General features: G+C 46.6%; 26 protein-coding genes. 2 read left to right on the plus strand and 24 right to left on the minus strand.

Annotated features, from left to right (window positions below; all coding sequences use genetic code 11):
* Positions 1-49: 49 nt before the first annotated feature.
* The 11 genes from atpA to K8S19_05865 all read right to left on the minus strand — a co-directional run bounded on the left by atpA (position 50) and on the right by K8S19_05865 (position 7563).
* Entirely contained in the window at positions 50-1561 is a 1512-nt protein-coding gene (atpA, locus tag K8S19_05815) for a F0F1 ATP synthase subunit alpha (GenBank protein MCD4813191.1), read from the minus strand.
* Positions 1562-1589: 28 nt separating this feature from the next.
* Positions 1590-2132 carry an ATP synthase F1 subunit delta gene (atpH, locus tag K8S19_05820; protein MCD4813192.1) on the minus strand — a complete coding sequence of 181 codons (543 nt, stop codon included), beginning with the start codon at positions 2130-2132 and terminating at the stop codon, positions 1590-1592.
* Positions 2129-2626 carry a F0F1 ATP synthase subunit B gene (gene atpF, locus K8S19_05825; protein MCD4813193.1) on the minus strand — a complete coding sequence of 166 codons (498 nt, stop codon included), beginning with the start codon at positions 2624-2626 and terminating at the stop codon, positions 2129-2131. Before atpF ends, atpH begins: the two co-directional genes overlap by 4 nt.
* Positions 2627-2695: 69 nt before the next feature.
* Positions 2696-3007, minus strand: coding sequence for an ATP synthase F0 subunit C (gene atpE, locus K8S19_05830; protein ID MCD4813194.1), 312 nt, complete (start codon positions 3005-3007; stop codon positions 2696-2698).
* Positions 3008-3180: 173 nt separating this feature from the next.
* Positions 3181-3900, minus strand: coding sequence for a F0F1 ATP synthase subunit A (gene atpB, locus K8S19_05835; protein MCD4813195.1), 720 nt, complete (start codon positions 3898-3900; stop codon positions 3181-3183).
* Between the two features lie 227 nt (positions 3901-4127).
* Entirely contained in the window at positions 4128-4469 is a 342-nt protein-coding gene (locus K8S19_05840; GenBank protein ID MCD4813196.1) for an ATP synthase subunit I, read from the minus strand.
* Complete coding sequence (locus K8S19_05845) at positions 4466-4696, minus strand: AtpZ/AtpI family protein (protein ID MCD4813197.1); 231 nt, start codon at positions 4694-4696, stop codon at positions 4466-4468. Before K8S19_05845 ends, K8S19_05840 begins: the two co-directional genes overlap by 4 nt.
* Before the next feature lie 6 nt (positions 4697-4702).
* Complete coding sequence (locus K8S19_05850) at positions 4703-5176, minus strand: bifunctional nuclease family protein (protein MCD4813198.1); 474 nt, start codon at positions 5174-5176, stop codon at positions 4703-4705.
* Positions 5177-5334: 158 nt separating this feature from the next.
* Positions 5335-5904, minus strand: a complete 570-nt coding sequence (gene amrA / locus K8S19_05855; GenBank protein ID MCD4813199.1) for an AmmeMemoRadiSam system protein A — start codon at positions 5902-5904, stop codon at positions 5335-5337.
* 173 nt (positions 5905-6077) lie between these two features.
* A complete protein-coding gene (locus K8S19_05860) occupies positions 6078-6692 on the minus strand; it encodes a CsgG/HfaB family protein (protein MCD4813200.1) in 615 nt (204 codons plus the stop codon).
* A 112-nt stretch (positions 6693-6804) separates the two neighbouring features.
* Complete coding sequence (locus K8S19_05865; GenBank protein MCD4813201.1) at positions 6805-7563, minus strand: MBL fold metallo-hydrolase; 759 nt, start codon at positions 7561-7563, stop codon at positions 6805-6807.
* Positions 7564-7874: 311 nt separating this feature from the next.
* Here K8S19_05865 and K8S19_05870 point away from each other — a divergent pair, with 311 nt between their 5' ends.
* Positions 7875-8678, plus strand: a complete 804-nt coding sequence (locus tag K8S19_05870) for a phosphatase PAP2 family protein (protein ID MCD4813202.1) — start codon at positions 7875-7877, stop codon at positions 8676-8678.
* A gap of 353 nt (positions 8679-9031) precedes the next feature.
* On the opposite strand, the gene K8S19_05875 is transcribed toward K8S19_05870, so the two are convergent.
* From K8S19_05875 to K8S19_05915, 9 genes are all read right to left on the minus strand, one after another.
* Positions 9032-11758: a hypothetical protein gene (locus tag K8S19_05875; protein ID MCD4813203.1), complete on the minus strand. Its 2727-nt coding sequence runs from the start codon at positions 11756-11758 to the stop codon at positions 9032-9034.
* A 208-nt stretch (positions 11759-11966) separates the two neighbouring features.
* A complete protein-coding gene (locus K8S19_05880) occupies positions 11967-12152 on the minus strand; it encodes a hypothetical protein (protein ID MCD4813204.1) in 186 nt (61 codons plus the stop codon).
* A gap of 56 nt (positions 12153-12208) precedes the next feature.
* Positions 12209-13378: a DNA polymerase IV gene (dinB, locus tag K8S19_05885; GenBank protein MCD4813205.1), complete on the minus strand. Its 1170-nt coding sequence runs from the start codon at positions 13376-13378 to the stop codon at positions 12209-12211.
* Between the two features lie 134 nt (positions 13379-13512).
* Positions 13513-13932 carry a hypothetical protein gene (locus K8S19_05890; GenBank protein MCD4813206.1) on the minus strand — a complete coding sequence of 140 codons (420 nt, stop codon included), beginning with the start codon at positions 13930-13932 and terminating at the stop codon, positions 13513-13515.
* Between the two features lie 13 nt (positions 13933-13945).
* Positions 13946-14377, minus strand: a complete 432-nt coding sequence (locus tag K8S19_05895; GenBank protein MCD4813207.1) for a GxxExxY protein — start codon at positions 14375-14377, stop codon at positions 13946-13948.
* 194 nt (positions 14378-14571) lie between these two features.
* Positions 14572-15180, minus strand: a complete 609-nt coding sequence (gene lexA, locus K8S19_05900; protein ID MCD4813208.1) for a transcriptional repressor LexA — start codon at positions 15178-15180, stop codon at positions 14572-14574.
* Positions 15181-15314: 134 nt separating this feature from the next.
* The gene (locus K8S19_05905; GenBank protein ID MCD4813209.1) at positions 15315-15635 is read right to left on the minus strand and encodes a helix-hairpin-helix domain-containing protein; all 321 of its coding nucleotides are present in this window, start codon (positions 15633-15635) and stop codon (positions 15315-15317) included.
* An 87-nt stretch (positions 15636-15722) separates the two neighbouring features.
* Entirely contained in the window at positions 15723-16403 is a 681-nt protein-coding gene (locus tag K8S19_05910) for a hypothetical protein (protein ID MCD4813210.1), read from the minus strand.
* Positions 16404-16958: 555 nt separating this feature from the next.
* Positions 16959-17222 (minus strand): helix-turn-helix domain-containing protein, encoded by a 264-nt coding sequence (locus K8S19_05915; protein ID MCD4813211.1) that lies wholly within the window; start codon positions 17220-17222, stop codon positions 16959-16961.
* Between the two features lie 102 nt (positions 17223-17324).
* On the opposite strand from K8S19_05915, the gene K8S19_05920 reads away from it, so the two are divergent.
* Positions 17325-17513 (plus strand): hypothetical protein, encoded by a 189-nt coding sequence (locus tag K8S19_05920; GenBank protein MCD4813212.1) that lies wholly within the window; start codon positions 17325-17327, stop codon positions 17511-17513.
* A 112-nt stretch (positions 17514-17625) separates the two neighbouring features.
* On the opposite strand, the gene K8S19_05925 is transcribed toward K8S19_05920, so the two are convergent.
* The 4 genes from K8S19_05925 to K8S19_05940 all read right to left on the minus strand — a co-directional run bounded on the left by K8S19_05925 (position 17626) and on the right by K8S19_05940 (position 20897).
* Positions 17626-18420, minus strand: coding sequence for a hypothetical protein (locus K8S19_05925; GenBank protein MCD4813213.1), 795 nt, complete (start codon positions 18418-18420; stop codon positions 17626-17628).
* Between the two features lie 97 nt (positions 18421-18517).
* Complete coding sequence (locus K8S19_05930; GenBank protein MCD4813214.1) at positions 18518-19171, minus strand: RloB family protein; 654 nt, start codon at positions 19169-19171, stop codon at positions 18518-18520.
* Positions 19171-20427 (minus strand): ATP-binding protein, encoded by a 1257-nt coding sequence (locus K8S19_05935; GenBank protein ID MCD4813215.1) that lies wholly within the window; start codon positions 20425-20427, stop codon positions 19171-19173. Before K8S19_05935 ends, K8S19_05930 begins: the two co-directional genes overlap by 1 nt.
* Positions 20428-20627: 200 nt before the next feature.
* The gene (locus K8S19_05940; GenBank protein MCD4813216.1) at positions 20628-20897 is read right to left on the minus strand and encodes a HigA family addiction module antidote protein; all 270 of its coding nucleotides are present in this window, start codon (positions 20895-20897) and stop codon (positions 20628-20630) included.
* Between the last annotated feature and the right edge of the window lie 174 nt (positions 20898-21071).

Here is a 21071-nt window from a genome sequence, read left to right on the forward strand (position 1 = left end):
AATCCCACGGGCAGCCTGCCCGGCGTATGCCGGGTAAACCCGTGGATTTTTATTCCTTAAAACTTTTTTTAAATTCTTTAATCGCTTCCTGTACCTGTTCTTGCAGGGCATCATCCATAACACCTTTTTCCTTGACAGTCGCCAGCAATGATCCATGTGACTCGCGGCAAAAGGCCAGTAGTTCTTTTTCAAAACGAATCACCGCTTTTACCGGCACATCATCCAGACCACCGGTCGTGCCGGCCAGGATAATAACAATCTGTTCTTCAATCGGCATGGGAACATATTGCGGCTGCTTGAGTACCTGCATCATACGCTCACCGCGCGCCAATTGCGCTTTGGTGGCTTTGTCCAAATCAGAGCCAAACTGGGCAAACGCAGCCAATTCGCGGTACTGCGACATGTCCATGCGTAACCGGCCCGCCATTTGTTTCATGGCTTTAATCTGTGCACTGCCGCCGACGCGCGAGACCGAGAGACCAACATTGATGGCCGGACGCTGTCCGGAGTGAAACAAGTTCCCCTCCAAAAAAATCTGGCCGTCTGTAATGGAAATAACATTGGTCGGAATATACGCTGAAATATCTCCGGCCTGTGTCTCAATCAACGGCAGTGCTGTCAATGACCCGCCGCCGAGTTCATTATTCAATTTAGACGCACGCTCCAAAAGGCGTGAGTGCAGATAAAAAACATCCCCCGGATAGGCTTCGCGTCCCGGCGGCCGGCGAAGCAGCAAAGACATCTGACGATACGCAATGGCGTGCTTGGACAGGTCATCATAAATAATCAGGGCATGCTGCCCGTTCATTAAAAATTCTTCCGCCATCGCACATCCGGCATAAGGCGCCAAATACAGCATGGGCGCGGGTTCGCTGGCACCGGCTGTGACCACAATGGTTTTATCCATGACCTGATGTTCTTCCAGCGTTTTAACCACCTGCGCGACCGTGGATTGCTTTTGCCCGATCGCGACATAGACACAAAAAACATCTGTATTTTTTTGATTGATAATGGCATCCACAGCCACGGCGGTCTTCCCGGTCTGGCGGTCGCCAATAATCAACTCACGTTGCCCGCGTCCAATCGGAACCATGGCATCAATCGCTTTAATACCGGTTTGCAACGGCTCTTTCACCGGCTGGCGTTCCACCACACCATGCGCACGCCTTTCCACCGGCCGCCGGTTACAGTCCGCAGGCAGGTCCCCTTTGCCGTCAATCGGCTGTCCCAAGGCATTGACCACCCTGCCCAGCAGTGCTTTTCCCGTGGGTACTTCCATAATTTTCCGTGTCCGCTTGACCTTGTCGCCTTCTTTAATCAACGTGTAATCACCGAGCAAAACACAACCGACATTATCTTTCTCCAGATTGAGGACCATGCCATACACATTGTTGGGAAATTCCAGCAGCTCCATGGACATGGCACCGGTCAGCCCCCAGATCCGGGCAATACCATCGCCGACCTGTAAAACCGTCCCGACTTCCTCCAACTCAGACTGGCTGGTAAATCCCTCCAGCTGCTTTTTGATAACATCCGTAACTTCTTCCGGTGAGATCTTCATGGTGCTACTCCCTTAACAATAATAGTGATTAATTATCCGAGCTTAAAACACGGCGCAACTTAGCCAAACGTCCCGCCAATGTTCCGTCCAGGTGCAAATCATCCATCTCAATCCGGGCACCGGCTTTCAGGCCGGGTTCCACCTGTTCTTGTACTTCCAATTCACCTTCATAAATCGTCTGTAACTTCATACGCAATTTGCTGATCTGCTCTCGAGTCAAAGGAATTGCCGTAATGACTTTGGCAATATTTTTATTCTGGCGGACGAGCCATTCTTTTTCATAACTTTCCGCTACAGCTTTGACCAATGCGCCCCGTCGTTTCTCGATCAACAACTTGAGCAGCGAGAGCGAGAGCGGATGGACCTTGCCTTCCAGCAGACCGCTCACGATCCGGACCTTTTTCCCCGCCTCCAGCAGCGGGTTGACCAAGAGTTCCTTCCCTTCCTGGTCCCCAAAATACTGAGTCATCAGTGTCATATCTTCCTTTACCTGATCAGCGGATGCTTTTTCCATCGCCAGCTCTAAAAGAGCGCGTGCATACTTGGCGGCAACGACGCGGTCGGAATTCATGATAGTTTCTGCACCTTATCCACTTCATCAATAAAATCATCCAACAAACGCTGCTGGACTTGTTTGTCAATGCTTTCTCCCAAGATGCGTTCAATTGCGGTCATGGAAATCTCGGTCACCTGGCTGCGCAACTCGCGAATAACCTGATCCCGTTCTATTGCCAAATCGCGCCGGGTTTTATCCAATACCTTCTGCGCCTCATCCCGCGCCTCTACCAAAATGTCCTCTTTGGCCTTGTTTCCCTTCTGGATCGCGCTGTTGATCTCTTTGCGTGCGTGCTCCTCAATATCCGAGAGGCGACGGTGATAATCCGCTTCCAATGACTCAATCTCACGACGACCGTGATCCGCCTTTTCCAGGTCACCAGATATTTTCCGGGTCCGTTCCTGCATCATCTTGGTCAACGGTCCCCAAAATAGTTTCCATACAACGACCATGGCCACCAAAAAGGTGACGACTTGAGTAATTAAAAGCGGCCAGCTGATTTCAATCATAATAAACCTGCTCCTTTGTGCTCCCGCAATTCCCCTGCACTGAGGCGCGGGGAATTCGCGGCGAATAAATTAAATCAGATAACTGACAAATGGATTGGCAAACAAAAGAATCAATGCAACCACCAGGGCATAGATCGACAAGGATTCGATAAATGAAATACCGATAATCATCGCTGTCTGAATCTGACTGGTCGCCTCGGGTTGACGGGCAATCCCTTCCACGGCTTTACCCACCGCAGTTCCCTGACCAATACCACCGCCAAAAGCCGCCAAACCCAATCCCAAGGCTGCGGCCACCGCACAAGCAATGAAATACCAGGTAGCATCGCCATTGGCCGCTTTGGCGGTTTCCGCCACATGACCCGCTTCTTCGCTGGCCATGGCCACAGACGTGGTCGCCAGTACCCATAGCAATGTTTGTCCAATTTTCATCATCATCTTTTTCACGTTGTCAATCCTCCTTGATATTTTTTCCTGCATTTATTTTCAGGACCCCAGGCCCTTGTTTGCCTTCCCTTTTTCCGCTTTCCGCTTTCCGCTTTCCGGTTTCCGGTTTAATGCCCTTCCGTCTGCATAGCGCCACCGATATACACCATGGCCAAAAGCATAAACACAAAAGCCTGAATAATACTCACTAAAATCCCCAATAAAATAATCAAGGGCCGGAGAACAAGCGGTACTAAGGTTAAAATTTCCTGAATCAGATTACCGGACGGCAGAAAAATAATCACCAAAAGCGCCAAAACACCGAGCAAAATTTCCTTGGCTAAAATATTTCCGAACAAGCGGAATGAAAGCGAGAGCGGACGGGCCAGTTCGCTGATCAGTTCGATAATCAACATAAAGGGTTTGAGCCATACCGGCACCGGCCCAAACCAGTGTTTGACATATCCCCAGACCCCCTGTTCCCTGACACCAAAATAATGGGTGGAAAAAAACACAACCAAGGCCAGCCCCACGGTAGTGGAAAGCCGGCTGGTGCTGGAAAAAAGTCCTGGAATCAATCCCATAAGATTGGAAACCAAAATAAAAAAGAAGAGCATTGTAAACAAAGGATAGAATTTTTGTGCTTGCGGCCCGATCATGTCATCGGCAAACTGATAAATAATATTTAAAATCCATTCCATAAAATTCTGTGCACCCCGCGGCACATGGCTGAGCTTGCGGGTGGCTGCCCAGGAAAGCAAACCAATAATTGCCACACCCAGCAGGCTCATCAGGATACTGGCGTCAAAGGGAAGATGAAATTCTACTGCTTCCGGAACTGCACTCATCGTAACCGCCTTAAGTCATCGATATTGAAAAACTGCTTTTTCGGTCATCACGAGCAGCTTGCCCGGCGCACTTGCCCGGCGAATGCCGGGTGCCGGGCAGCGATCTCAGCTCTTCCTTAATAAATCAAGAGATCGCGACCAAAGGAAGTCCCATACGATTCCCCAGCCGGTTGGAGCTGCGTCGCTTCCGCTCCTCGCAATGACTATTTCTGCTTTTTCAGAATCGACTAAGTACTCAGTGCCCGAAAAAATGCGGCAGGCATCTGTATAATCGTATAACCAATCAATACACCCGCGATATGAATCGCCGGTGCTTTGACGGCAAGGAACATCACACCGCCGATCAAAGCATACCGTAATAATGTATGCAAAAATAATTTTCGACGGACTTCAGGCAAACCTTTAGACAAAAATCGTCTTACGCTCAACCCGACCCAAACATAGCTGATAAAACCCAGAATTTCCCCCAGCAAGGCCCCCCGGCCCCAGGCTGGAAGCCCGGTGATGAAAAACGTAATTGGAACCGCGATTCCAATCACAGTCAAGATACGCCTAAAAAATGGCTTCATTTTTTGGTGTTTGAATCCCCCAAGGAAACAACTGTCCGAAAAACATTATAAAACCCTGCAACAATCCCCATCACCATAAAAAAAAGCATCATCCAAGGACTGCTGCCCAGCAAGCGGTCCAGCCAAACACCGATGGCTGTTCCAACGAAAATACAGGCTGCAAGCATGATCCCGGCCATACTTGCCTGGCCTAGTTGGCGATATTTTGGAAAATTTTTTTTTTGCATCCTGAATCAACGATTAAAATCGGCCGGTTTAAGGTCCTGAAAGAATTTTTTAAATTCAATCTTCTCTTTTTCATACTTGGATTTATCGGTGATGCTGGCTTCCACAATAACCTTCTCGGAAACAAAAATCGAACACTCTGCACGCAACCCCAATGCAATGGCATCGGAAGGCCGGGCGTCAATTTCCCACTCCTCGTCTCCGCGGATAAGCGATATCCGTGCATAAAACGTGTTGTTTTGGATATTATGAATTAAAATACGGTCAATGGTGACGCCCAATGTCTCCAGAATCGATTTCATGAGGTCATGCGTCATGGGCCTGGGAACATTAATTTTTTCCAAGGCAATCAAAATCGCATCCGCTTCATAAATGCCGATCCAAATAGGCAGATATCTTTTCTCTTCAGGGTCAGTCAGAATGACCACCGGTATTTTGGAGTTGGCGTCAACCGCCAAACCCTTTACTTTCATCTCAACCATGGCAATGCCTCCTCAATCGGGAAGGATTATACCTAAACTGTTTGGTCAGAACAAGGGTAAATATGATTTCTGTCCTTCTTTTTTCTTTCCCAAATGTAGCTTCGGCTTTTTACTTTTTTCATAAAGCCCGAATTCAATATCCGTAACCATATGATATTTCAAACACCTTCTGCAAGAATTTCTACAGTAAAAGTGCGTAATTCTGTCTCAGGGTCCTGCCATGCATCGGCTGCCAAACCTGCCTTACCGACGCATAATTCACTTAAAAACGTTGCCAAATCCCAACCCGTATCCTGCGCCACCTGAGGAAGAAAAACCCCGCTATGCCCGGCTTGCGCTACGAGTACACCATCAATGCCCAAACGAATATCCCGGACCTGCTCCACCCGACGCATTGGAGAGAGCACTGAGATTTCAATATGCAGATCTCCCAATTCCTCAAAGCGGACTGGCGAAAAACGCGAATCCTCAGTCGCTGCTGCAACTGCCATGTGGCTGACAGTCTCAGCCAGCGGCAAATCACTCTCCAATAATCCAATACACCCCCGGAGCTGCTTGCGCTTATGAATGGTCACAAATGCGCCGCCCGGCTCCTGTAACCGTCCGGTCAGCTTAGCCACTTCAGACAAAGGCCGGTTACCCACTTTAGCTGTAATCGTATCCCGCGCTAATTGTAATAACGCACTTTTTTCTTCGCAGCTGATCATTTTTTCTCCTTCGCCTTTCATATCGGCGACTTCCAGTAGTGGCCCGGTGCCTTTACGTTACCGAGCAAGGACGCGCAGTACAAAAATACCGCAGGCAGCGTAGCGTCCCAAAAAAATATTATTCCTCAGGTCGGGCGCCGAGTATGGATACGAGCAAATAAATTACATATCATGCATATTGAGCCTGCGGATTTTTATTGCAGTTCGTAGTGGGGATAAAAATTCCGGGCCAGAAGTTTTCCCAAAGTTTGTATAACTTCCTGAACAATTTCGTGGTCGGTTTTATAATTATAAAAAGTCGATCCTTCAACTGATTTAAACGAGCCGTATTCTGCGGTCTCGCGCTTTGCCCAGATAATTTTACCGGTCTGTGTATCAATAAAACGTATGGTTGCCACCCCGGTGGCGACCCGCTGTGCATTCAGGGGCGAGGAACGAACATCACCGATCGCGATCGTCACACTACCGGTTACAATTGCGCGCACACCCAGCAGACGTCCCACCTGAATCGCAGACTCCATACTCATATATCCGCTGCGCACCATGGTCTGTTCCTGAAGCAACGCTTCAATCTGCGTGCGTTCCACCATCTGAAGGGCAGGTGTCGTCTCCAAAAGCTGAACCAAAATTTCGTCCGCCAATTGATACCCCACGGTGGAGAGAAAACTATCGGTCTCAAAAGGCAGTACAGCTACCCGGTTATAATAACCCATATCCGCCTTGGGCTGCACCAACACACGTGTACCGCATCCGCCCAACCCAATCATGATCGCGAGGATGACCAGACTTTTTCCAAAAAAAGATTTCACGAAATTTCCCCCTGTCCTACCTAAACAAATTATAGTCGCCCCCGCACAGAGCGTCAAGCCTATACCAATCTTTACCGGACTCAGCCTCACGTCACAAATCTCTCCCCGGTTTTCAGAAACGCAATTTCAAGCCGTCATAAGCCAGACGGATATTTTTCGGCAGTTCCTGCTCCGTTGCCTGATGGCCAAGCAGATGACACATGTGGGTAAAATAGGTTTTCTTTGCCTTAATCTTTTTTGCCTCTGCAACAGATTGCCCGACATGAAAATGAGTCGAATGCGGATGAGGACGCAGCGCATCAAGCACCAAAATTGAAAGCCCTGCGAGCAACTTGTATGAGGTTTGCGGAATTGCCGAAACATCCGTGCAATAAGCAAACTTTTTGACCCGATAACCAAAAACCCTGACCCGGCCGTGCCACAGAGGAATAGGCTGGATACGAATATCCCCGATGGCAAATGGTTTTTCCACCGGATGAAGATGCAGGCGGGGTTTCCCGCCGCCCTTCTGGGTATTTTTAAAAACATAGTCAAAACGGCGGCGCAATTGACGCAATGCCGATGCCGGACCATAAATGGAAAAAGGCCGGTCTGTCCGCTCGGAAAATATCCGCACATCATCCAATCCTGCGATATGGTCGGCATGGGCATGGGTTAAAAGCATGGCATCGACCTGTTTAATACGGGCTGCCAGTAGTTGCAACCGCAATTCAGGTGATGCGTCAACCAAAAGTTTGGTCTTGGCCGTAGCAATCACCACCGATGCACGGTGGCGCTTATCCCGGTGGTCCGGCGATTGGCAAACCGGGCAAGTACAACCGATCACCGGAATACCGTGGCTGGTACCCGTACCTAAAAAATGAATATCCATCGCATCCTCACACTTCAAAATATCCTGCAGACAGGTGTATGACTCCCTAATTTGCAAACTCAAGTTTGACAACACCGCCCATCTCTCGTAATCTATAGCATACTTCAATGATTTCAACCATTCAATTTCCCCGCTCTGACCCGGCACCCGGCATTCGCCGGGCAAGTCCGCCCCCGCATTCGCGGGGCAAGCTGGGCAAACGAGCGGGAACTTGGATATACTCTGTAAAAAATCATTACTACTAGTCCGTTTAAAAAGCCGTACGCGGCAAGTTAGACTTGGCATGACATCATTGCGCAGGGAGCGTTTTTGTGAATATAATAACCCGATGGCTAACCAACAGCCTTTTTCTTGCTGCCACACTTTTCCTTGGCACTGTCTGTCCGGCACCTGCTCACGCGGGAGACACGACCCCCGCCCCTACAATCCTGTCCAATGCGCTCGGAGAATTTACAGATATCATCACCTCGCCTGTTCACGGAACATGGGAAGGCTATTTCGTAACTGCGGGATTTGCAGCCGCTCTGGCTGCCGGATTCAATAATGATCTCAATTGGTACCACGATGTCCAGGATCACAGCAATGACTGGCAAGATCAAGTCATACCGCCTGCATCGCTTTTGGGTGATGGTTTTTTTCACGTTGTCGCGTATGCGGCTTTGTATAAATTGGGTAATGATTATGACCAACAAGTCGCAACCCGTGCCCTGGAAGGACAACTCAATGTCGCGATCATTGCAACGCTGATGAAAGCTGCTTTCACTGCCACCCGACCTGAGACCAACAACCAAGAACGTCTCTGGTTTACCGGCAATTTTTCTAATAAAAGTTTCGCCTCCGGTCATACCATGACCGCATTTTGTGCTGCCGCCATCCTGGGAGACGCTTACAATATTGAATGGATCACTTTTCCGCTGGCTGCACTGGTTGGCTATGCCCGTATCTATAACCAGCATCATTGGCCAAGTGATGTCATTGCAGGGGCGGGTCTCGGACTCCTTATTGGATATAGTGTGACGGCATTTCATCAGCGGCAAACGACTGAATCGGATGTCAGTTTTTCCCTGATGCCGACACGCGAAGGCGGCCAACTAAAGGTGTCATGGCATTTTTAACTAATTTCTGCTGTGAAAACTTTCCGCAGGACGAATACCAAAATGCCTACGCGGATTGTTGGTCGAGTACGCAGCGCAGGGTTTGGCTATTCATCTTTCAAACCTACTTAAAATACTTTATACACCGCCTTTTTCACAACCCCGTTATAATCTCTTGCCCATTAGCTGCATACGAGACCAATCATACGCGCAGGCTGATACTGGTCAATTAATGAAAAACGAACTTTCCGTAACAAGAACTAACTATTTTCTATCACAAAAACGATTTTTTCTTTTTGTTAATTGAATAACTTCAGGTTGGTTTTCAGGGTGAAAAAGCAGCGGCCCAAACCGGCTCCAACTGCTTTTTCACCCTATTTTTTCAGCGGAAATTTCAATGATAGAATTTCACTCTTTTCAGTCTCATTGCCCTCCAGATCAATGGCAGTAACTGCGTAGCGCCAGGTTCCTCTTGAGACTTGCCGAAACAGCAAAAAGTCTTTGGCCAACGGTTCTTTGTTGACCTGTTTAAACTTGCCTTTTTTACCCTTGGCCCGATACAGATTGTACATCCGGTTGATCGGCGATTTGTCTTCCCAATAAATAATCGCACCTTTTCCAATTTTGATGTACGTCGCTTGTACGACAGGCAGCTTGGACGCTTCCTGCTGCTGGTTCAAAGCAGCACTAATGTTTTTGCTTTGTTCCTGCGCAACAGCCAAATTGGTCTTGGCGGCTTCCAGGGATGCTTGTGCCTCGCTCAGCTTGGATTCCATGTCGCTGATTGATTTTCCCTGATAAACACCAAAATAATAATAGGCCCCTCCGCCGCCAATCGCCAAACCAAGCAACAGCATGAGAATCGCGGCCAGCGCGCTTCCTTTCTTACGCGGCGGTTCCGGCGAAACATCCGCTTCAGGCACGGCGTTGTATTCAGAATCCGGTGTTGTCATTGTGTTCACCTCCTCTCTTGTTTCGTTTGCTGCTTCTTGTTCTAAAACAGGTTCTGCAACTTCATCCCAAGAAGAAGGTGATGATTCCGGCTCCGGTTCAGCTTCCAACGCCTGTGCATAAGATACCGTCTCCTCTGCAGTCTCCGGTTCCATTGCTCCTGCCTGCGCAACCGGCTGCACCTCAACCTCATCATCCAATCCTGGAATCCCCGATAAAATGGACTCACCGGAATCAACCGCCCCCGCTCCGGCATGTGTTTCATCAGCACTGTCATCATCTGAACTTCCCTCTTGGACCACGCTCGTTTCCAATTCATCCACCGGTTCATCCACCGGTTCATCCACCGGTTCTTTCGTCAAGTCCTCGACTGCGGCAGGATCAGGAACTGTATCTGCCAAACCGGTATCCATGGCCACTTTCGGCGCCGGGACTTCTTCCTGCGGCTGTTCTAAAAAATCATCTTGCTCTCCGATTTCCTGCTCTTCCGTGGAAAAATCACTGGATAACGTCTCCATAAAATCATCCTGTGTCGCAGCTTCCGGTACAGGTTCGGATTCGGGTATTCCGGGTATTTCCCGGGGCGCTTCCGCCTGCTCAGTCATGGATTCTTGACGCTGTATGTCTGCGTCCAACTCCGGCATGGGAGGTGTATCCATCTGCGGCGGCATTGACATCTCTTGACTGCCTTCATCTCCCTGAATCGGCGCCTCCGGCGTCTCATTGTCCGAAGCTTCATCCGTCATATAGTCATCCGGAACTTGAACAGCTGACAGATTAATTTTCAAAGATTTGGCATCAATGCGTCGTGTGCGTTTTTTCTTGGGTTTGGCCGGAGCGTCTGGATCAACCGCTTTTTTTCGGGTCCGCTTTTTGACGGTTTTCTTGACAGCTTTTTTCTTGGTTTTGCGAACCTTGGTTTTTTTCGGTTCCGGGTCCTCCTGTTGTTTTTCCGGAGAAATCACCTCATACGGCCATGCCTTTTTTTCATCACCCACCTGTTCCAGCGGCACTTCCGGCGCAGGCGGGGCGTCTTCGTGCGTATGCGGTGCATCGATCGGCGCATCAATTTCCTGTACTAATTCTTCAACCTGTGAATCCGCCGGGATTTCCGGCAAAGGTGCCTGTTCTTCAACTATCCTGGATGGGTCAAAATCACTTGAATCACTTTGGGATTCTTCTGTCTTGGCCGTCTCCTCCGGCGCGGTATCCATGGACACCGGCACAGGAATTTCTTCTTCAAATACTCTGGACGGATCAAAATCACTTGAATCACTTTGGGATTCTTCTATCTTGGCCGTCTCCTCCGGCGCGGTATCCATGGACACCGGCACAGGTACTTCTTCTTCAAGTACGCTGGACGGATCAAAGTCACCTGATTCACTTATTGGCTCTTCCGGTTTAATTTGCATGGCAGGCACGGCTTCCTCTGACGTAACACTGGTAGAGGCGGAAACCGGATCATCTTCTTCCAATACTTTCGAAGGATCAAATGTCTGTGCTGTGCTGTCCCCATCTTGACCGGCTTCCGGTACAGATGCATCTGCCTGGGCTTCTTCCGGCGCACCCGCACTTTCCTCCGGCATGGGCTGCACAGGCGCATGCGGCGGCAACTCATCATCCCAGGTAGACTGGGTATCCGAAGGTATTTCCGAGAGAATCGATGCTATTTCATGATCTTGACCATAGACGGGAGGTTGGGGTTCCTCACTTGGTTGGTCTGCTGTTATTTCCGACGCCGGGGTCTCACCCAAATTGAGAAGCGCTTTGGTTTCAGTGGAAATTTGACCAGCCAACCCTTTGGCATAACCAACAATTGTATCGTAAACATCATTAAGGACATTTTGCAAATTATCCGGCATCGCATAAATCTGAGTCATACCATCAACCATAATTTTTACTTCTGCAATTTGTTCCAAGGTGGGATTTTCAAAATCAAAACCACGCTCCCAAAAAATCGCGCCCATAAATCCGCTAATATGAGCATAAAGCGAATCAGCTTCTTGTTTCAGACCCATTTCCGAATTTCCCTGGGTTTGATTCAAACGGCTGATGACGACATAAATCGAGAGCATACCATCCTTGACTTCAGAAGGGGTTAATTCCGCTTTCGCAATGAGTTCATGCAGCTTTTGAAAATACTTCTCCATCAAATCCTCCAGGGAGTTAAACCAACATTATATTATTACATCAATTCTAGGAATGCAACCTCTGAATACCTACAATTTATTTTTTTCGTTATCCCACCTGGAATAACATTTTGAAAATTTCTTGGTAGGGAAGGATCGCGACCCTTCCCTACGTTGAATAAAATATATTTTGTGCGCCTTCAATGTTATCTCTTCTAAACACTTATAATTACCCTTTCTTTTCAAGATCATTCATCAGCATTATATGATCCACCCGCTCAGCAGTAACTGTAAGGCCGCCGTGATCATTTTCAACCACACCTTCAACAACATAGGAACCCTTGTTTAACCGCTTGTGCCCATGTGCCTGGCATACCCGGGGAAACAAAACAACCTCAACCATCCCGGTCGGCATAACGTACCAGATCGCCGGCCGCCTCTTTGGCTGCAGGGCGAATACAAGATTCGCCCCTACGGTTCCGCCTCCTGCCGGAGCAGGCTGGCCCACTGGACAGTGTCGTAACCATACCGTTTACGGATAGCATCCGCCGCGATGTTTAAAGTTTCCATTTTTTCATTTTCCACAGTATCCAACAAAACTCCCTGCCCGTGCGCATTGACCAGCTTCTGGGCTGCGAAACCGACCAACCGGATACGGACCCGCCGGTCACGTGCCTTGAGCAGCAATGCTTCGGCAGCTTCGAATAATTTTTTATCAATATCTGTGGGATGCGCCAGCGTGAGTGAGCGGGTATGCAGCGAAAAATCCGCATAGCGCACTTTGACACAGGCGGTCGCCGCCCTGAGACCGTGCTTGCGCAGTCTGAAACCCACTTCGCAAACCAAGCGGTACAGGGCATGACACAGTACACCGGGATCAATGACATCCGTCGAAAATGTTTCCTCATGACTGATGGACTTGGCCTGCTCCCGCCGGGCTACCAGGGAATCATCTCGACCACGGGCAGCATCATGCAACCACATTCCCGTGCTGCCCATCACCTTGCTAACCCTCTCTTTGGCCAGATGTGCCAAATCTCCGATCGTGCGGATACCCAATGCTTGCAGACGCGGCTCGGTCTTGGGACCCACCCCGAGCAGTCGCCGGATAGGCAAAGGCGCCAAAAGTGCCGCTTCATGTCCCGGCCTTACATATAGAATACCGGCCGGTTTGGCCAAATCCGAGCTAATCTTGGCCACCACCTTGGAAGTGGCAATTCCGATCGAGACATCCAGACCCAGTTTTTCTTTCACCTGCTTTTGAATAATCTCCGCTGCCAACAGGGGTGGACCAAAAAGCCGAACACACCCGGTATAATCCATATAGCCCTCGTCCATAGAGGCAGGTTCCAGATCAGGTGAGTATTGCTCTAAAATATCAAAAAAAGCACGCGAGTATTTTTGGTACGCCTGAAAATTTCCCGGACAAATCACGGCCTGGGGACACAAGCGCCGAGCTGTCGCCATCGGCATCGCGGAATGTACACCAAATGTACGTACCTCGTAAGAAGCAGCCGAGACCACGCTTCGGCTGCCGCCGGGCGAGACAATGACAGGTTTACCGTAGAGGGTGGGATCAAGTTGTCGTTCGACTGAAACAAAAAAAGTATCCAGATCAAGATGGAAAATACAACGAGGCATGAGACAACACCTGACTTTCAAAAAAAACATGACAATATTTGGATAAAGGCGTTGCCCGCAGATCAGCCGCCGCAACTCCCGCCAGGTAATTGCATTCGCACCGATCAGTTGGCAACGCCCTTAGACGTTCACGTTCACAAAGGTAATAATTTCAGGCTAAGTACAATCACAAAGGTCCCGAGCGTACCATTGACAGTTTCAATCGCAATCAACTTGGCCGGGTAACTGCTCTGAATCCACATGGCAAAAGAGCGTGGATAAATCCGAATGGCTGCAAAAATACCGGCCAGCGTAAGGGCTGTCATCCAACCCTCCGGTGCAGGAAAAAATTGACGCAAATACACATAGGCCGCAGCAAAAATATAGATTTCCACCTGTGTGCCTAGAAACATGCGGCTCAAATAACATCTAATATCCGGCCATTGCTTCATGCCCGGATGGTTCTCCAGGGATTTGTAAATTCCAGCCACCACAGAATTTTGGTACAAGCCGCCCACAACAATAAAATGAATCAAACCCGCCACCAATCCCCAAAATAAAATACTAATGATCATTGTCCCCCTCCATTCACCGCAGAGACGCGGAGCGCGCAGAAAAATTATTGAAATTAACTTCTTTAAAATTATTAACCATTCTTTTAATTCCATTTTTTAAAGTTAAAACATTGAAATTAATTAGTACTCCTACTTTCAAACCAGTTAGTTTTAAATATGTCAATAATTGTGCTTCATGTATCGGTTCTAATTGTCCAACAGCTTTAAGCTCAACAACCACCAACTTCGAAACCACTAAATCAATACGATAACCACAATCCAAGTTGATGGTTTTGTATGAAACCGACAACTCTTTTTGCCGTTCAAAACAACACTTCCGCAACATCAATTCATGACACAAACATTCTTCGTATGTTGATTCTAAAAGCCCGGGCCCCAACATCGAATGCACTTCTATCGCTGATCCAATAATTATGTTGGTAATATCATTTTCATGACCATTCATTTCTCACCATAATGCTGAAGATTTTTTTGATTTTCATGCTTTTATCCTAATCATGCCTTTCTCAGCGCCCTCGGCGTCTCTGCGGTGAATTCCTCGCTCACCGCAGAGTCACAGATATTTTCATGACTTTTATGCCTTTACCCTATTCATGTTTTTCTCTGCGTACTCAGCGCCTCAGCGGTGAACCCCGTCTTTCACCGTCGTTGCATGCGGCGGAGCACGCCGATCACAATTCCCTGAATATGCAGGTCACCCTCACTTATATAAATAGGCTGCATGGCGGCATTGGCAGGCTGCAACCGTACCCGCCCGGCTTCGCGGTAGAGACGCTTGACCGTGGCTTCGTTCTCGATCAATGCCACAACAATTTCACCGTTATCCGCACGGTTACGCTTTTCTACAATAATATGATCGCCGTCCAAAATATGGTCCTCGATCATAGAATCACCTTTGACCGTAAGCACAAAGGTCTCACCCCGTCCGAGCATGTCCTCCGGCAGCACAACACTTTCCGGCTGTTCCAGCGCCTCTATCGGCGATCCGGCTGCCACCATACCGAGCATGGGGACCTCCCAGGCACGCGGAACATCTTCGGGCTCCCTGACCTCTACATGCCGGGCCCGCCCCTCTTCGCGCGAGAGCATGCCTTTTTCCTCCAGTGTCTTCAAATGCTTATGCACCGTGGCCACTGATGAAAGCCCAAAATGTTCTCCAATCTCGCGCAAGGTCGGGGCATAGCCATTGGCGGTGATTGAGTGTTGTACAAAATCCAGAATCTCTTTCTGCTTTCTTGTAAGCGCCATTTCAAAACCTCATTTCTAGCTCTCTATTTTGTAGAGAGCGGGGGTTCGGGGGCGAAGCCCCTGAATCGAATAGGGGGGGCCAGCAGAACGCATCGGCGTTCGCGTCGGGGGGACCTACGACCTAAGGAAGTCCCTTACGATCCCCCATCCGGTCGGGGCGGTCCCTCCGAAGGCTCGCCGTTTTGCTCCTTCCAATTCCACCATTTCAGTAAATGCGGTTGATGGTGTTGGCAAGAGGCAAAGTATACCGCACAGCGAAATACATACAACATACAGCGGTCAACCTGTTTGCCTTGGTGAGCACAAAGCTGCATGTAGAGTGCTTCCGCACGTTTATTTTTCAAATCATCAATCCCCCGAATGCCCATGTCCCAGAGATCCTTGGCAATCGCGTCCCCCACGCCTGGGATCTGTTTGAGTTCTTTCAGGGTTATATTTTTTTCCGAGAGCTTCATATTATATCATCCTTTGTTTTAGAAGAGAGGGCGGGTGTGGTAGTAGGCAAGGCGCCCTCTCTCCCAGCTTGGCGGAAAGTCAGGGGACTAATGCCGTCTTTCCGCCAACACAAGCGGAGCTTTCGGGGGAACCGAAGGTTCCCCCGACGCAAACGCCGATGCGTTTTGCTGGCCCCTCCTATCCGAATCGGGGGCTACCGCCCCCGAACCCCCGCTCTCCATAAAAATAGAGAGCCGATTATCTGTGTATACCTCACCGCGGTCCGGCATCTGCGCAGCAATCAATTCAAAGGGATCTTCCATATTAGGAAATTCGCGACTCACCGCCTTTTTTGTAAATGGCTGATTAGGCGTTGTCGCCACCATGGCCAGGGGCAGCGCCATCTGCACACGACTTCCAATGACCGGAACCCGAACCGTGGCCACAGAACCGTACAAAAGCCCCAGGCTTGAACGTAACAATCGCACCTTTTTTGAAGTCTGAGGATTCGCTCGGTCGACCGGAAAAGCGGCCAACAACTCAAAATCCGCAGACTTCATTGTATCGTGCTTCGCCGACTTGGACGATTGCTCTGCCTGGCGTTTCTTTCTATTTTTCCAGTTGAAAATTTTTGGTATTTTTTTCATCATTTCCTTTCCCGGAAGAACGATGGTCTGATGAAATTCGACAATTAAATCTTTGATCACTTGGGTGGGGTCCTCCCCAGGACGCCGAAAGGCGCTGAGCATCATCGCGAAAAATGTAGGGTCTGAATTGCCGAAAAACATCTTGTTCTCCTCCTTTAGATTTTTTCTGTAGAAGCAGGTTCTCTTGTCCTGGGCAACCTTGGCACAGGAGGAGAACCCGCTCCTACAATAAGCTGTGCTTTCGGGGGCACCGAAGGTTCCCCCGACGCAAACGCCGATGCGTTTTGCTGGCCCCTCCTATCCGAGTCAGGGGCTTCGCCCCCGAACCCCCACTCTCTATTGCATAGAGAGCCACCGCCTTCCTGGGAATGAATCCGCCTGGTCTCCGCTACGAGACAACTCAAAATCCATCTTCAGAAAGCGAACAAAAACCGAAAACCAACCTCAAAAAAAATCTTGTGCTCAACTTCTGTATCATGTTTACCATTTGTTCGTATTACTGTCAAGTTTATTTTCGCTTTTCTTTCGCTTTTTGTGAAAGTGATTGATTTTAAAGGATAAAAAAATCGAAAAATAATTTCCTCACGCTAAGACGCAAAGAAATAAAAAGTCAAAATCACCATTTCACACAGATAAATTTATTAAGAAGTATGGACGTATTGCACCCTAAAAACGGACATCAATGACAATACTCCCTTACTTGGTTGTCGTTTTTTTGTTTTTGGTCATTTTTTCCGATCGGGTAATCAGCTTTGAAAAGGAAATATCCAAAGCATTTGAAATGCTGATGCACATCTGCAAGGTAGGATTGAATTTGCCGCGCTCAATCAAGCTAATGGTTGTCCTATGAACGCCCGCCAGTTTGGCAACCTGCTCATAACTCATCTTCCGTCGCTGGCGTTCCTGACCTATCAAACGCATGAACTCTTTAACAATAGGATCAAGTTCCGGCTTACCCATACATATCTCCCCTACCGTGTGATATGTACGAGTAAATAGCACTTGACATTCCCTGTCTATGAGAATATATTCTCTATGCTATCATTCCCCGGAGGTTCTGACATGGAGATTATCAATCCTCGCTCTCCCTTGGTGGTCGAGTTGTCGGATGAGGACATCACCTTGATGCACCTGGCTTTTTATGAATATAGGGACTATCTGAAGAAAAACAGAGCACTTCGCAAAGACAAAAAACGTTGGCGCATGAAAAAACTGGGCAAGCTCATTGTATTGGTGGATTTGTTGATGTGATTGAATTCTTGACACGCGGTACTCGTACCCTGGAAATGTTGATTGGCAAAGAGGTTTGAAGAAAAAGCGTAATGTTGGCTGCCGAAGATGTGTTTTGAACGCGTGGGAGGACTTAAGCTTTCAATATCACTCTTGCTTTAGTTCCAAAATATTTATCCATCATTTTTGCTACCTTCGTTTCTGCTTTTGAATGCAAGACATATTTCAAGCTATCCTCAAGTTCTCCTGTTAGAAAATTGGAAGCAGCCGAATAAACTATTGCATGATATGGAAACTCATCATCTAAAAAATAGTCATTCTTTATAAGCTTATCATTTTTATATAAATCACAATTTGACGCTACGACAATCTGCCCCTTTTGATTAAAAAATCTATCACCTTTTTCATACAAAACTGACATAATAATTTTATTAAACACTGGTTGTATATTTCCCCAACCACCAAAAGCCCTGGATAGATTTATTACTAAAATACACGACTCATCGTTGGACATAATATTTTTCGCAATTGCACGTTGTCTTTGCTTTATCTTCTCACAAATACATTGTGTGATACGTAGTTTCATATTATTTTTATTGTCATTGATCAAAATGCCAGATTCAAAAGTATCTTCTTCCTTATATTCTAAAATACCCTGAACCTTATTTTTTTTCTCCCCTTCTTCCGGCGCACTACATTCAAACCATATTTTTTCATTTTCATATTCCATATAAAAATCAAGCCCACCTTTATTTCCAACAGGTCGCTTAAGTTTCAAACCTTTATTCAGCAACAAACAGGCAAAGTGTACTTCCCACATTATTTGATTTTTTTTATTTTCATCTTTAGTTTTTAAATTACCTCTGAAATTAGATTCTGCCAATCCTGCTGCTTCATATTGGTCTATCAGTGATTTCATACTATACATTCATAATCCTCCTGCTTGTCCAGTCGCCTCTTGGGAAAAAAATACCTACCACCTTCTTTTCACAATCTTGAGCCATGCCCTAAATGCTCCAACCTTCCTACTTACTCATCTTCTCCAAGTCCTCCACAACCTTATACATATCAGACGACGGGTTATCTGTACCTGATGTTTCATGATATTTTGAAATCTGTTTCGCCCCTTTAATAGCTTTGTCTCGTTTATCCCAAATTGCAGCAAAATTTTCTTTTTTTGCTTTTTGATATTCCGGCATATGCTTATGCAACTCATGAATCACTTTACGACAATTCGAAGCTTGCCCTGCCGTACAAAAGGGCTTCGTCGTATATTTAAAATGCAACAGCATCCAGAATTCAAAACACGGTACCGACACAACCGGGATAAGTTTATTTGTAAATTTGCTATCTCTGATTTTTCGCATCGCATCATTAAATGTCGTATGCTTATCACGATCCATCACACAGTAAACCCGGTCATAATCCGGGTCTTTTTCTAATTTTGCAATCGCATGATTGACCACGCTCATAGGATCAGAACCATGCTCATCCTCGGAAATTTTCATATACCGCGAACTCAGGTTCAGATGCTTTCTAATGAATTTAAAATATTCTCTTTCAGTTTCCCCCTCACAAACGATGAGGATAATATCATAAACTGCGCGTACAGCTTCGCGGCGAACCAGCTCTTCTTCTTTTTTTATCCGCCATTTATGGTGCAATTGATCCGGTGCCATTAATCATCATCCTCGTCAATAAGCGGCAACGCACCATAACGACCTTTGAGATAACTCTTTTCCAGGGATGCTTCTGCTCTGGGAGAAAAGTCAGTCAATGGATAAAGTTCAGATGCATTTTCCTTGTTTTTCTCAGTAAACCAAATCTGATCACGCCGCATGATGTCTGTTTCCAGAAGTGATGTATCATGGGTTGTGAAAATAATTTGCGCATGGGATGTCTTGTTTTGCGAACTATGAAATTGTTCAATTAAAAATTTCACCATGAGTGGATGCATGCTTTTATTCAGTTCATCAATAAAGACAATTTTTCCCTTTTCCAAAATTTCGACCAAGGGACCGGCAATAGAAAAAAGTCTGCGTGTACCTTCAGACTCATATTCATATTCAAGCGCCACTTCTTTTTCATCATCACTACGATGATGAATCATATAAATATCATAGCGATCTCTTTTCAAAAACCGCTTTTTCATTTCATCCGGCCAATATTCAGGGATTTCTTTTTCATTCATCTTCACTGTTTTAACTTTAATATTTTCAATACTATTATCAGCTTTTTTCAAAAAACGAAGCAACTTTTTTTTTCCTTCATTTGTCTGTGAATATTTCGCGGAAAAATTTCCCGAAATAGCGTTTCCAAATGATCTGGTAACAAGATCTTTAAACCATTGATAAATCGGTTGTAATTGCGCACTGTTTAACTGGACTGCGGTTGATAAAAACAAGGCGTTTTTTCTGGTACTCTCTTCCCAAACTTTTCGTTGCCCTTTAAAATAGGGACCATAATTGTACACATCCACTTTTTGAGCACTATCATATTTCCTTTCAAACCAAAGTTGCTGCCTTCCCGCCGGATAAGCCATCAACCATTCACTCATGACTTTTTCAGTACTCACAGAAAAACCATATTGGTACCGGACATTATTTTTAATAAAGTGTATTTCAAATTCACCAGGCTTTTTAGTTGTATGACTGTCAAAAAGAAAAGGAATTGTAGGAATATCTTCGCCAGCTTGTGATTCTTTCGATGATTTCAACACGCGCGAACGCATAAATTGAATAGCATCTAAAAAATTACTCTTCCCACTTGCATTGGGACCATAAATAACAGCTGAACGCAATGCCCTAGGCATTTTTTTGATACCTGTTTTGAAAGTATTTTTTTCAAGTCGCTCAGCCTTGGGACTGGCTACCATACTTAAGGTCTGCTTCTCTTTAAATGACAAATAATTTTGGACACTAAATTCCAAAAGCATTAAATTATCTCCCTCGTTCAATTTAGTGCTAATTATCGTCGTTTTTTTACAAAAATCAATAGTTATTTTATGTTCAACTGCATTTTAAATATGATGTCCTTCCGTCATCATTTCAACAACTTTATGGTTATTCAAAAATAACTTTATTTTCAAAGGTTTTTCTTGAAAAAGGCTACCGAATTCACTAATAAATACCTTTACTATAAAATTATCCTTTTCTCTTTAATTTTCCGATATTCCGATTCCAGTCCTGTCCAGATTTTGGCTGAAACACCCATCACCATTTCCAACTGAATGGCAATTTCCGACGTAATGGGCTTGGTTCCTTTGATAATCTCATTGACCCTCTGAATTGAACGGCCAATACGCCGGCTCAGTTCGGTTTGACTTAGTCCGAGTTCTTCCAAGACTTCCTGCAAATATTCTCCCGGTGGAATCGGAAGGTCGGAATGCATTTTTTTAGTCACCATAGTGCTTGCTCACCTCTGTATTATTTGCTCTCTAAATTGAACTATTCACAAAAGATTAGACTTGAAATGGCAGTCTTTTATTTCAAAAAAGTGGCTGCATCCTAAATAATATACTTGGAATGTCTTAAATATTCTGTTTGGGGTGGTCTTTGCGGCTTTGCCAGTCCTTTGCTA

The sequence above is a fragment of the bacterium genome (genome assembly GCA_021108215.1).
GTDB lineage: Bacteria > Oederibacteriota > JAAXVQ01 > JAAXVQ01 > JAUVAV01 > JAIORK01.